Origin of the sequence: Peribacillus saganii, assembly GCF_003429095.1 — a bacterium.
GTDB classification, from domain to species: domain Bacteria; phylum Bacillota; class Bacilli; order Bacillales; family DSM-1321; genus Peribacillus; species Peribacillus saganii.
In genome coordinates this window covers 45,710-59,394 of record NZ_QVTE01000043.1, presented here as the reverse complement: position 1 = coordinate 59,394, position 13,685 = coordinate 45,710, and the positions used below count along the sequence as shown (strand labels likewise).

Annotated in this window: 12 protein-coding genes; 8 read left to right on the top strand and 4 right to left on the bottom strand. The window is 31.3% G+C overall.

The features are described from left to right. Positions 1–356 precede the first annotated feature (356 nt). Together D0469_RS14615 and D0469_RS14610 are read left to right on the top strand one after the other, a co-directional pair. A complete protein-coding gene (locus D0469_RS14615) occupies positions 357–770 on the top strand; it encodes an AAA family ATPase (RefSeq protein ID WP_117327478.1) in 414 nt (137 codons plus the stop codon). After that, complete coding sequence (locus D0469_RS14610; protein WP_158553502.1) at positions 760–2,457, top strand: AAA family ATPase; 1,698 nt, start codon at positions 760–762, stop codon at positions 2,455–2,457. The genes D0469_RS14615 and D0469_RS14610 overlap by 11 nt, the downstream gene beginning before the upstream one ends. Positions 2,458–2,986: 529 nt before the next feature. On the opposite strand, the gene D0469_RS14605 is transcribed toward D0469_RS14610, so the two are convergent. Together D0469_RS14605 and D0469_RS21720 are read right to left on the bottom strand one after the other, a co-directional pair. Next, complete coding sequence (locus tag D0469_RS14605; protein WP_233523070.1) at positions 2,987–3,649, bottom strand: tyrosine-type recombinase/integrase; 663 nt, start codon at positions 3,647–3,649, stop codon at positions 2,987–2,989. After that, positions 3,646–3,840, bottom strand: a complete 195-nt coding sequence (locus D0469_RS21720; protein ID WP_233523069.1) for a site-specific integrase — start codon at positions 3,838–3,840, stop codon at positions 3,646–3,648. Before D0469_RS21720 ends, D0469_RS14605 begins: the two co-directional genes overlap by 4 nt. A gap of 707 nt (positions 3,841–4,547) precedes the next feature. Here D0469_RS21720 and D0469_RS14600 point away from each other — a divergent pair. From D0469_RS14600 to D0469_RS14590, 3 genes are all read left to right on the top strand, one after another. After that, a complete protein-coding gene (locus D0469_RS14600; RefSeq protein WP_117327476.1) occupies positions 4,548–5,033 on the top strand; it encodes a hypothetical protein in 486 nt (161 codons plus the stop codon). A gap of 38 nt (positions 5,034–5,071) precedes the next feature. Beyond that, entirely contained in the window at positions 5,072–5,455 is a 384-nt protein-coding gene (locus D0469_RS22165) for an LAGLIDADG family homing endonuclease (RefSeq protein WP_117327475.1), read from the top strand. 369 nt (positions 5,456–5,824) lie between these two features. Further along, positions 5,825–6,037 carry a hypothetical protein gene (locus tag D0469_RS14590; RefSeq protein ID WP_233523068.1) on the top strand — a complete coding sequence of 71 codons (213 nt, stop codon included), beginning with the start codon at positions 5,825–5,827 and terminating at the stop codon, positions 6,035–6,037. A 354-nt stretch (positions 6,038–6,391) separates the two neighbouring features. Here D0469_RS14590 and D0469_RS14585 read toward each other — a convergent pair whose 3' ends face one another. Together D0469_RS14585 and D0469_RS14580 are read right to left on the bottom strand one after the other, a co-directional pair. Further along, complete coding sequence (locus D0469_RS14585; RefSeq protein WP_117327473.1) at positions 6,392–7,294, bottom strand: hypothetical protein; 903 nt, start codon at positions 7,292–7,294, stop codon at positions 6,392–6,394. Beyond that, positions 7,272–9,152 (bottom strand): AAA family ATPase, encoded by a 1,881-nt coding sequence (locus tag D0469_RS14580; protein ID WP_117327472.1) that lies wholly within the window; start codon positions 9,150–9,152, stop codon positions 7,272–7,274. Before D0469_RS14580 ends, D0469_RS14585 begins: the two co-directional genes overlap by 23 nt. Before the next feature lie 631 nt (positions 9,153–9,783). Here D0469_RS14580 and D0469_RS21400 point away from each other — a divergent pair. Genes D0469_RS21400 through D0469_RS21395 form a run of 3 tightly spaced genes read left to right on the top strand, consistent with a single transcriptional unit; the run spans position 9,784 to position 13,136 of the window. Further along, positions 9,784–10,950, top strand: coding sequence for a hypothetical protein (locus D0469_RS21400; protein ID WP_199478534.1), 1,167 nt, complete (start codon positions 9,784–9,786; stop codon positions 10,948–10,950). Then, positions 10,931–11,368 (top strand): hypothetical protein, encoded by a 438-nt coding sequence (locus tag D0469_RS14570; RefSeq protein WP_117327471.1) that lies wholly within the window; start codon positions 10,931–10,933, stop codon positions 11,366–11,368. Before D0469_RS21400 ends, D0469_RS14570 begins: the two co-directional genes overlap by 20 nt. Continuing rightward, positions 11,361–13,136 (top strand): AAA family ATPase, encoded by a 1,776-nt coding sequence (locus D0469_RS21395; RefSeq protein ID WP_199478532.1) that lies wholly within the window; start codon positions 11,361–11,363, stop codon positions 13,134–13,136. Before D0469_RS14570 ends, D0469_RS21395 begins: the two co-directional genes overlap by 8 nt. Positions 13,137–13,685 lie beyond the last annotated feature (549 nt).

Here is a 13,685-nt window from a genome sequence, read left to right as displayed (position 1 = left end):
AGTAAAAAGCTGAATTTACATGATCCAGGAAATTCGGCTTTTTTTTATCACTTTTGATAAAAGCATTTACTGATCAACAAGTATCATCTGCAATAGCAGAAGTAACGCTTGATAAGCGAGAATCAGCAAGGAGCAACTTGGATTTTGTTGGTGGAAGCAGCGGCTAAGTTAAAAACATCTATAAAGCAATTTTCTTCTTAACTGAAGAAGGCTGCTTTTTTATTTTTATTAGTAATATTAAACTAATGAGAAAAGGAATTCCAAGCTACATAACTGTTATAAAATAAGAACTTGTTTTTAATAAATCTTTTATGCAACAAATATTTATTTAAATCGACAAGGAGATGTATTAAAAGATGATGCATTTAAGAAGATTTCTTGTTCAAAATTTCAGGTCAGTTTTAGACAGCGGTTGGATTGAAAGTGACGCTGTTACCACATTAGTAGGAGTTAATGAAGCCGGGAAATCCAATTTGCTATTAGCTTTATGGAAAATGAACCCTGCTAGTGATGGCAAAATCAATAAGTTAGAGGATATTCCTAGAAGTAAGTATGCTCAGTGGAGAGATGACGAAGATCCTCAAATATTTATTAGCTGTGAATTTGAGATTACTGATGAAAGTTTGTTAGATCAACTTGTCAGTTTAACTGGCTGTGATAAAGAAGTTCTAAAGATTACAAAAGTTACTAGAAATTTTAATGGTGGAAGAACTGTTGGATTTCCTAACTATATAAAAAAAACATTATTCGATAGGTACATTGATAAGTGAAATCATTGTTGAATCTTTAGGTAAATTAGGCTCTTTAAAAGAGGTAGGAAAGTCTGAACAAGGTTTAGTTGAGAGAATACAGAAGATATTTTCTGAAATTCAAGAAAATTATTTAGATGAAGACCAGATTTCACTTAAACAAATTGAAAGTATAGTAGAAAAGCTAGGAGTTTCAATAAAATTTCCTAAAAGTTCTCAAATAAAACCTTTTCTTGATAATGTAATAGAAGAATTAAATTCGTTTTTGAAACAAGTAAGCGTGCCAAATCCATCCACTGTACAAAAAGCTAGAACATTAGTCGTTGAAAATATGCCTAAATTTGTTTACTACTCTAACTACGGAAATCTAGATTCTGAAATTTATCTTCCTCATGTCATTGAAAATATGCAAAGAGAAGATGTATCTTCAACGACGAAAGCAAAAGTTCGGACACTAAAAGTGCTTTTTGAATTTGTTAATCTTGATCCACAAGAAATATTAGAGTTAGGAACAGACCAAAAATTAGATAATCAAGGTCGTGTAATACAACTGTCAGAAACTGAGATAGAAGAATTTTCAAAGAAAAAGGAGGAACGTGATGTACTGTTACAATCTGCTGGTCTAGATCTTACAAAACAATTTAGACAATGGTGGAAACAAGGTGATTACAAATTTAGATTTCAAGCAGACGGAAAACATTTTAAAATTTGGGTATCTGATGAAAAAAGACCGGAGGAAATCACACTGGAAGGTCGCAGTACAGGATTACAATGGTTCTTAAGCTTTTATTTAATCTTTTTAGTTGAGAGTAAAGATACACACGATAACGCAATTCTTTTATTAGATGAAGCTGGAGTATCTTTGCATCCACTAGCTCAAAAGGATTTAGCGTATTTCTTTGATAATCTTGCTGAAAGAAATCAAATTATTCATACTACTCATTCTCCATTTTTGGTTGATACTAGACATATAGATAGAGTTAAAGTTGTCTATATAGATGAAAACGGTCATACCGTATCGTCGGGTAACCTCCGAGCAGCTGACTCAACTTCAAATAAAAATACTTCTGTTTACGCAGTCCATGCAGCATTAGGATTAAGCATATCTGATGTCTTATTACAAGGATGTAAAACAGTTATTGTAGAGGGACCTTCCGATCAATTCTATTTAAATGGAATTAAGAATTATTTGATAAATCGTGGGTTAATTAATCCTAAAGAAGAAATTTTATTTGTACCTTCAGGTGGTGTTAAAGGAATACGAGCTTTATCAAGTCTCCTATCAGGTAAAGACAAAGAGCTTCCTGTAATTCTTTTAGACTCTGATAAATCAGGGAATGGTGCTAAAGAAAGCCTGCTAAAAGATTTATACAAAGATTCTCGCGAAAAAATAATATCAGTTTCTGATTTAGTCAGCATTGAAAATGCTGAAGTAGAAGATTTAATTCCATTCGATTTAATTGAACGTTATATATACCGCCTTTCAAAAGGAACGGATGAAGATTTCGCAGATATTTATGATGAATCCAAACCTATTCTAACTCAAATTGAAAAGTTCTTCCTTGAAAACGGAATTGATTTAGAAAAAGGTTGGAAAGTAGATTTAGCACGTCAAACTAAAATGATTATGCTTAACGAAAAGAAAGCCAAATTAATCGATGAACAGTACCAACAAATATGGAAAAAAATGTTTGATATGTTCATTTAACGTATCTCGCCAAATCTGTCGATTACTAATAAAACACAAAAATACAGTTATAAAAGTTTTAAAGCTGTCACCATGTAGCTATCTTCTATCCTTCCTTTCATCGTTTTGTCCTAGCCATGCCAATGGTGCTCGTAAAGGCTCATCAAAGGTTACCTTTTCGCTTTGATAAGCGCCTTTCTGACGCGCTGTTCTTTCATCGTCGACGAAAGAAAGGTGACACGATCTGATCTTTCAGGCAATCACAATGACTACCTGCTGCATTAGCGCGGTTTACGCGCAACTTTAACCGGACGCACAACAAGCCGAAGAGCAAGCATCTCAAGTAGAGGAACACGAGATGGAGGGTAAAACCTTCATCTGGGCTTCTTGTACGTTTTCTCAAACAATGATATTGGTAAGTTACAGAATAGTTGTTACGCTTGAATTTCTTAGTATATTTTAATTTCACTTTAAGAATTGAGGAGATTGGGTGAAAAATAAAAGACAACCATTAAGTACTTATGTAATTAAGAATCTTATGCTTACGGCTTTAGCCCACACAGGAAGCAAGGTTGATCCAGAAGGTCACTTCCGTTGAAGTGATGCTTTCATGGCCTAATAATTCTTGAAGTGTTCGCAAATTCACATTTTCTTTGTTCTCTTGCAGCATAAGCGTCGCAAATGTATGGCGCAAATGGTGTAACGAAAAGCGGGAGGGAGGCAGACCGGCTTTTCGTAAGGTCTTTTTAAATATGGAGTGTAATCCACGTGGATTCAATGGTTTACCATCTTTATTCAAAATCACAGGCTCCGTAGCATAACTCTGATACGAATCCAGAGAATCCTTATAAGTACTAAGAAGAGGAATAAGGAGGGGATGAAGGGGCAACAATCGTTCCTTTTTACCTTTTCCATATATCCGGATTGTTTGATTGGAAAAATCCAATTGCGACCATGTAAGCGAGACAAGTTCGGATCGTCTCATACCGGTTACCGCCAATAACTTGAACATGATTTCATTTCGTTTTGATAAAGTCGAATCATCCTGTTCAAGCGAGCGGAATAATTGCTGAAGATCACTTAACGTCATATATACTGGCAATTTGTCATCGGTTTTGGGTGTTTCAATGCCACTCATAAAGTCATGGATAAGGTATTTTTCCTGTATGCAGTTTTTAGTGAATGACTTAAAACTGGAAATCTTCCGGTTCATGGAACGCGGTTTTTGCTTGTGGGTTCCCGGGTCTTGCTGATTGAAGCCAAATCAGTTGAACAGTCATAATCGAGTAAAAAAGTTAAAAATTGAAGTAAATCGTATTCATAACTGACAACTGTATGTGTGGAGTAATTTTTTTCAACTTGAATGTACAGTATGAATTCGTCAATTGCAGCTTTTAATTGCAAACCAAAAACCTCCAATAAAAGTTGTTTAGACGATAACTCATTATCCATACAAATACACAACATTATCGTTCAAAAGGAGAATTATCGTTCACATGAAAAACGTGAAAAATTATAAGGAATGTGCGTATGGAAGGTTCCAAAGTATAGATATTATAGGAACTTCAGGGGATAACCTCAATCATGGCGAAGAATTATCCTAGTTTACATAATATATATACCTTGGTTGCACTTTTTCAATTATCGAATGTTCTCATAAATTATAGTAGAAAAGTTGATTATTCGTACAAAATAGGTGTATTATCGTCTAATATATCTTTTACAGTAATCAAAAAAATATTCAGTTAGAATTTTGTTATTAACGAAATATTGTTACTAGGATTGTACAGATATGGGAACCGGAGGAAACACATGCCACTGACCTCTACGCTGCCAGCTTTATCAGTTTAGTTAAATACGTAAATAGCGTTCGGAAATGTTGATTTAACACGGTTTTAAGGAATCGGTTTTCAAATAAAAAAATGCTGTTTGTGAACTTTTGTGAATCAGTGTGAATTACGTGAACGATTTGGTGAGCATGTGGTCAACTCATTAAACGTTCAGAGGTGAATTAATTCATGATCCAAAAAGGTCAATTAGTTTATGTGAAAGATAAGGGAATCATCCCTGTTGAAGATGTACTTGTAGGAGACCAAGTATAAACAGTTGAAATGGACTTTTATCCGATTGAAAGTATAAAGAAAAAGGAACATCGTAGAGTAACCGTCCAATTAGAATATCATCGTTATAACATTCCATTAATCTATGGTGCTGAACAAGAGATTTCAGCTTACCGATATAACGAATCTGCATCAAAATGGATACCGATAAAATCGTTGCTTCCTCGTGACATGATTTTAATGCCTATCCCTAAATTTTATACCGACACTAAGATGTTGACTATACATAAACATAACAGTCCCAATCCTCGCTATAAAGATGTCCCTGAACAAAATCAGTTAAGTACTAAGTTACTTGAATTATTCGGAAGGTATTTGGCTGAAGGGTGCTATTCTTTAAAAACTGGAAAAGGAAGGTTTATTAGCCTTGCTGGTAATATAAATGAGTGGGATGTTTTCGAGTATTTCGGTTCATATATTAAAGAAGAGAATTTGGTGTTAATACATCTATCTTTGAATCAGCTGGTTGTGAATTAGGAATCGAATTTCGAGCTTACTCAATTGATTTAGCACTTATGTTTGCCTCACTATTTGGAACTGGGGCCTCGAATAAGCATATACCAGATGAAATAATGAATCTGTCTGAAAATAAACTTGAATCTGTTTTAGATCAATACTTGAGTGGAGACGGGTATAAGAGAAACAAACAGACCGAATACACTACAGCAAGTAGTAACATTGCATACCAAGTATTACTACTGCTTTTAAAATGCGGGAAGATTCCAAGTTTAAGAAAAAACAAAAAGTGTAATCCTAACCATTGGGTGGGTGGCTATACGGAGAATGGTAAACCGGACAATAAGAGGTTAATTCTTAGGGATGATAACTATGTTCATCATCCAGTTAGGCGAGTAACCATCTATCTTGATAAAAAAGTATCTTATAATTTTGCCGTTTAGGATAGTGAAGGTTACGTAGTAGGTCAAACTGTATTAAAGTCGAATTAGTAAATAAGGAATGCTGCGATTAATATTAAAAAGTCAATATGACTTATATAAAACGATTAAAATTTGAATAAACATATAAACTATCATTTTGACATTTTAATCATCAAAGGATGACACCATTGGTAAACTTAGCTGAGAAACTAAAGAGGCTTCAAGATCTGTTGAATCATCTTTCGAAATCGAAAGAATGCTGAAAAGTTTATTTGCACCATCTATCATCTATGTTAAATTGAAAACTTTTTTAACTTCCTAACGGAGCGACTACCAGAAGAAATATGACTGCCTTTGAAGAGTAATTTTTCAAGTGAAAAAGGGGTTAAAATGATGAAGTTTGTTTATTATAACGATACAAATAGGGATGTTAAAATCCATCCGGCCACAAAAGTGCATGGTACTGAATGTGATATGTCAGTCATAATGCCACAAGAAGAGAGAACTTTTTATCTTCCTGCTGATACTTATGCTTGGGTGAAAATGTGGGATTACGGTGAAAAAGTCGGATTGAAAATACTTGTTTCGCCTCAAAGAGACTAATTACTACAGGCCTCTTTTAGTCTACGAGATGTGTTCCCTCACTTCACTCATACACATAATTTTGGAGTGTAAAAGAAAACAGAGAGTATATATGCTCTCTGTTTTTCTATACCAACTTTTTAGTATCTATAACTGTCCCCGACAGAATTGTGTCAAAAAATTGTTACTGCTATTCGATTTTTAACATTTTACCTTTTTTTGTATGTATTCTTTAATAAGATAAAAATTAAAATCAACTTGCATTCCAAGGGTAGTTGCCGCAAAAAAGATCAGCTTTTCTCTCTCTTGATAAAAATCGAATCTGTCTTCCATTTCTTTATGATTTATCGCAATCTAATTATTTATCACCTCTTACTAATCTATTGTGTTGTAAATATCACTTATTAGTTTAGAAAGTGGTCGTTTGTGTAAATCATTTTCACTTAAATAATTTCCAAAAAGGGTTCTTTTCATGTCTTCTTCATTAGTAAAAAGTCCATTAAAGTCTCTATGTATCTCCTTTAACTTTGTCTCCGTATAAATAATCTTATTTTTAAAAAGTTCTTGAACTATATCTTTGTGTATTTTATATTGTGAATTGAGCCTTAAAGTGTTGATATTACTGTTTATTCTTTTGTTCAAGGCTGTTAATGTAATTTCTAACTGGCTAGCATCATGAATAAAATCAATTGATTTTATTTTAAAATTAAAATGTAGCAATTCCCTTGATTTAAAGCGTGTATCATAAGGAGAAAAATAAATACGTTTGTTACTTTTAATATGATTACAGCTAGGACAAGATGGGACAAGGTTATAAAAAGACATTGCTAAGAAAGGGTACTTCTCTTTACTATAATAATGATCCATCTGACTTGTTCTTTTAAGTCCACGATTTGAATAAGTAACATTATTTATATAATTCCTATTGCAATAAGGGCAGACCATTATTCCAAGTTTTTGTACTAATTTAGCAGCATTATACTCCGTATCAATTAAGTATTTTGAAGAATTTGCAAAATAATCACTATAAAGGTTATCCCTAATATATTTAATTTCGTCACTAATAGGAATACCATGATAGGCATTTTTAATGCGAGGCAGTTCCTTCATATCTGCTAAAATAACTTCCTTAAAGGATAAATTTGGACCATTTGCTCTAAACCAGTTATTAATATCATTATAAGTATATTTTGTGCGTAAGTTTTTTAAATGAATTTTTATTGCTTCAAAATGTTCATTAGCAAGAACAGGTAAATTACTGTTTGTTATTGGTATCATCGTTTTCTAACTCCATAATTCGGTCCTTTAGTTTCTGGATTGTTTCTTCTTTATGAAATACATTTTCAGACATTAACTTTAATTTGTGTTTTATAAGAGGTTCTCCAATAATGCTAATGATATAGTCTATTTCTTCTTTTTCATTTAACGAGAGATCATTAGGATTCTTTAGTAAACTAATAGTTCTATTAATTTTATATTTCGCAAACTCACCAATAGTACTTTTCATAAAAAAATCTTCAGCAAGTAGGGTATGTATATTAGCTGCAAAAGACTCTACAATAGGTACTTGAATACATTTACCGGTAGAAAGATCCTTTTCAAGTGCTATTACATTCTCTTTGGGTAAATCAGATATAATAAATGGGGAGTGTGTAGTTACAATTACTTGATAAGTTTGGTATCCATTATCTAATCTGTTTAAAAATGAACATAATTCATTTATTAATAATCTACTCCATTCTGGATGCATAAAGTTGTCTGGTTCGTCTAATAGGATAATGGCTTTATCCTTTGTTTCATTGTATTCCAGACTTAAAGCATAATGTAGAGCGGAAAAAAGAGATAAAAGGGCTTCTTCTCCCGCACTGAATGGATGAAATTTTAGAGAAAATATTTTTATCAGTGATTGTATTTCTTCATCGATAAAGTTTAGACTGTCAAATAGTTTAAGGAAATTATTAAGGGATACATTGTGGCTAACATTATTTAGAGGAATAGTTATATTCTCCTTGTGAAACCACGCAGGATCAAACCCTGAAAGATCTTGAATAAATCCTTCTAAAATATCAATAATTTGGTGATGCCTGTTTTTAAAATACTTGTCGTTTTGTTCATGATATCTTAACAATGTAGTTATAATTTTTATGTAATAATCATAAAAGTTATCTTCGTGTACTTTGAAATCTTTAATGGTACTAATTATGTTTGATAATTCATTTTTCATCTTGGGTAACAAAAAGAATTGTGATGCTAAGGAATGACAAAATTCGTATAAAAAATGATTTATAGAATCTTGTTTTTGATTAAATTTAAAACGACGCTTATTTGGGTTACGAACTAAAAAATTAAATTTTTCTTCAAATCCTTTTTCTATTTCTAAATCTATATCGTCATTTATGTGCATACTTGGTGTTATTGTTAGATACATATTATTTTTAAAATCGAACATAAAATTGTTTTGATTTTCAGTACTGGCATCTTTATTTAGGTCAATGATCATCTGATATATAGCTAAGTAACCAGTGTTTTGTTGACTTAAATTTATTCTGTTAAACAAATGTGAAGGTTCATTCTCAATTGTCATGCTTTGTTGATGGCGGTATGCATTTCCAGAATAATGGTGTCGAAAACTGAAATAATTTATATTATCCTTATAGTCCATCCCTTGAGCAAATTGTAAAAATCCTCTATATATAAACTTTTGGTCCACTTGTTCAACAATAATGCTATATGGTTCGGAGATATGATTCCGGTTTCCACTAGTTGAATACTCTTCAATGTTGTCTTTAATAAAATCAAAATTGCTCCCTTCAATAGCAAATATATTAGCTTCTAAGTGATAAATAAGAAAATACTTTAGATTTTTATAGTTACCAAGATTTGAACGATCATAGCGTTTTGCTCCAAGAATGTCTAATATGTTAGTCTTTCCGCTTCCGTTCTTCCCAATGATTGCAGTGATGTTATCTATTTTTTGTTCAAATAACTGAGGTTTTCTAACAGTTTTTTCAATTGTCAGTATTGGCTGAGCAGATATTAATTGTTTATTAAAATCCACATTAAATCTTGGTGATAAATTAAAACCCATATTATGAATATTACGGTATTCATCAACCCATACATAAATAAGCTCCATACATGCCTCCAATAATTTCTTTAAGTACAATTATTTATTATATTTGATTTCTTGCGATCAGGGCTAATTATTCTCTGAAAGATCTCAACAGGTAGATATTTTTCCAAAGTTATAAATAATAAATAAATTAATTTCTAGTACTAAAAACATAATCTGTACTTGATTATAATCGGAAAATCCCCATAAAACGTTTTTTAATAAGGTTTTGTACATAGTGAATGTATTTTAAGTTAGAAATTGTAACTTTAATTGAATATACGGAAAATTATATCTATAATAGAAACAACAGGAAATCATATTTTATAATAACCCATATATTATAACAATCCAGAGGTTTGTAGGAAATAATTCCCCTGTACAGATTGGACTTTCAAGAGGCGACTAAAACCCATTGTCCGTAATAGTTTTTTCTAAGGCTCTTGCGTAGAATTTCTACGGAGAGCTTTAACTGTTTATTGGAATTTTTTGAAAAAACTGCTTGGCTGTGTATAAAAGTGTACTTTTTGCAGGATATCGGTGGAACATTATGAAAAGAAATTAGTTAGAAATACATTAGTGTGTGAGTATCAACTTATTGTGCTAGAGATATAGCAATCCTAATAATGTTTCATAAGAGAGATGAGGTGTGAAAATGGGGACATATATACAAGATAGTAGCGGAATCCATAGTTTAAATGGTTTTTCTTATCAAATAAAAGTATTCGTATACTATATGCTAACCCTTAAAGAAGGTATGCAAATTGAGTTTGAGACCATTGATGATGTGAATATAAAAAAAATTAATGCAAATGAAATTGATAATTATGAAGATAATTTTGTTAACAAAATAGTAGTGGAAAATGTAAATACTGCAATCCAAGTGAAAAGAACTAGCATCACAGAAGAGGTCGCTTCTAAGGTTCTTTTGAATTGGATTTTGCTAGAATCATCAAACAATATAGTATCCAAGTATATCCTTTTTACTGATGCTGATTATGGCAATGAAGATCTCATGTTCAGCAAAACGGCAATCGAACAATTTACTAGAATAAATGAATCAACTAAGAATACTAGGGCTACTATCTCAAAGGTTAAAAGCATATACAAGGATAAATATGAAGAGTTCGAAAAGATATACCTGTCTATAAAAAATAAATATGAATTTGTTTCATTGAAAGATATAGATCAAAGAATAGTTGATAGATGTTCTCTGCTTTTTAGAAAAGCTGGAGTAAATGAAGTAGTTTATTATTTACGTATAAAGGAATTATTGCAACATGTTACTGTACAAGTGATGGAAAGTATCAATGATAAAAAGCCAAATATATGTTGCTATGATGAATTCATTACGTTGGTAGAGGACATTTCTATTAGAATAACAGAAACAATTACTCAGCCGCTATACGCGGATTTCAAAAAGCTGCATACCGTAGATTTTAATGATTTAGAGGTTGCTAATTCTAGAGAGTATAAGCAATTACTTGCTTGTAAGCTTCCGCCAGTTTTGGTAAAGCAACATCTTGGTTTTGGAGCATATTATGAAAGTCTGCGATTTATGTTCTTGGAATCTAATAAATTAGGAAAGATACAAAATATCGAAGAAACTACATATGAAAATTTTGAGAGTGCCAAATTTAGTTTAAAAGTAAAAGGTATAGATCAACCATATAATCGCTTAGTAGAAACTAAAAAACTAAGTAATGGGTATGCGGAAAACGAGCAAATTCGTTATGGGTCTGGAATATATCTAACGAAGGATGGGGTTGAAGATATTCAAATTTCATGGGAGGACGAAGAAAATGAAAAATCTGAAACTTGAAGCAGAAACAATTCAAATTAGTATATATTGCGAAATTATCTTGCGAATTTTAAGTAACCATAAACATTTGAGTGTAAATAAGATGCTTGTTTTCGCGTATCTTATTAAAAAAGATCGCTTTATCCCTAGAAAGATTTACAACGGAAATAATACCCAAGATATAATTTATAAGTGTATTTCCATGCTTTCTGGGGATTATAGGGAATATTGTAATAATATAGAGTTTATTCTTAAAGCTATTCACCTCTTGAATAAAAACAAATTAGTGCTTATAGAAAATAATATTTTACAAAGTTGTACAGAATCGATTATTGATTTACCTATATATGAGGAAAGTATGTTTCTGGAAAAAGCTATTAAGGCAAGTCAAAAAATGACTGAAAAGCAATTTATGAAGGAGGTAACTCATATTGTTTAAAATATGTAAGTTGATTCTATTTGGAACCGACGAATCTCAATATACATATAAATTTGAGCATGGATTAAATTATTTTAAAGGTAAGAATAGCTCAGGTAAAACGGAATTTTATAGATTTATAGATTTTATGTTTGGCTCCTCAGAGGATATAAGAAAAAAGCCTTGGTATGCTGATTCATTAGAAAAGGCTACTATGATGTTTCAACTTGATGGTATCCAATATAGCATAACTAGAACAAGGAATCCCAACCACAATTATTTGCATTATTCAGATGAGAAAAAATCGGATAGTATTGATTTAAGAGAATATAAGGATAAACTAAATTCAATTTTTGCGCGAGACATAGAACTTTTGAGAAATATAAGAAATTTTACTGATGAAGATCTAACTTATCGAACTTTTACAATGTTTAATTTTCTTGGTGAGAAAAGACAAGGTGCAATACAAGACTTTTTTGACAAATGTAGTGATATAAAATATTCAACAAAACTATCACCTATTTTAAATTTTATATTTAATAAAAATCTTGAAAGAATCTATGAACTACAAAATGAATTGAAGATACTATTAGAGGATGTCAAAAGCTTAGAAGTCGAATCCGCGAAATTTGATTTTATATGCCATCAGGTAAATAGTAATCTGCAGAAACTTGGTAGTAATTCTTGGTACACGGGTAATAATTCAAAAGAGGTGCGGCAACAGCTTAATCAGATAAAAGATATGCAAGTAGTTGTGAGAAAGAAAAATGATAAGAATATAGCTGAATTGGAAGTAATGTATAATAACATTGTTGAGCAAATAAAAGTATATGAAAATAGTATTGCAGATTCTAAGCAACTTGAACAATCCAATAAAAATAGAAGGCTACTATTAGAAAAATTAAACACATTACTTGAAAAAAATGAGGATTTTGATTATTTGGTTTCTCCATTAAAACAAATAATTTCAGGTCTTGATACAACTATTTCTTTCAATAAATATATGATAAGTGACAACACCATAAAGGAGCTAAAAAAACAGAGAGATCTTTTAAAAACTGACATAAGAAGAAACAATTCAAGATTTACGTTGTATACATTAGAAGATAAAGCTAAAGCAATTGCGTTAATTGAAGAATATTTATCGGAAGATATAAAGTCTAGTGATTATGAGCTAAAAGAAAAGAGAAAAAGAATTAAAGAGGTAAGATCTGAATTGAAAATATTACAAAATTCAGATGATTATAAAAAAATAAAAGAACTATCTCAGTTTATTACAGAGCTTTATGAATCAGCGAGTGAAATTTCTTCTGTTGTAAATGATGACATCAAGCAAGAGGGATTCCAAATTCAGTATTTGAAAAAAGGAAATATTCTTCAGCCAATGATAATTAAAAATGTCCTAGATGAAAATGAGTTAGAAAAAAAGGAAAGAGCAAATTATTACATAGGAAGCATGGCAAGACATACTCTTATACAATTATGTGGATACTTAGGATTTTTAATAATGCTTTTAAAAGAAGATAAGTATCCATTAATTCCTATGCTGGTTATTGACCACATATCTAAGCCGTTTGATCATAATAATTCTAAAGCAATAGGAAAAGTACTAACTAGCGCATTCAACACAATTGGTAAAGAAAACTTTCAAGTGTTTATGTTTGATGATGAAACATACGAAACACTTGATTTAAAACCTGACTACTCTGAAAACTTGGTAACTGAAAGTAAAACTGGTTTTAATCCCTTTTATTTCTCTTCAGAAAAGCAAGTAGACATAAAAGAATAGCTAGGACGGAAAACGAAGTCCGAGAATATGTGGAACATGGACTACTGTTATGTATTCCCTCCCCAAGAGGAAATGGAAGTTGCATTAAAACATGTACTTGAAGAAATGTCAGATAATTTAGCCTCGTAGTTTTTGGCTAGTTAGTCTCTTATAACCTTATAAATAGATAATACGAGATAATTGAAAGAAAGAGTGCGAAAAATTCCCATTATCGCACTCTAAAGCATTTAATGAGTGGATGTCTTATGTTTCCTAAATAGTTAAGAAAAAGAAGAGATTATTTATGACAAGGTACAGTGGGGTTTATTGTATTGTAAGAAACGATATATCTGAAATATACTAAATCGCCCATTTTTTCGAATAATTTTAACCGTTTAATCGTTTTCTTGTTATAAGAATATGTAGTCCCTAAAGTTAAGGTTAAATTGTAAAAGGTTTAGTTAACTGATGGGGTTTCGTAGCTTAACTGATGAGTTACATGGTTAATGGTTAATGGTTAACTTTCTGTCTTTTAGTTAGGTTAAGCAGCTGCTGTTTCATATGGGAGAA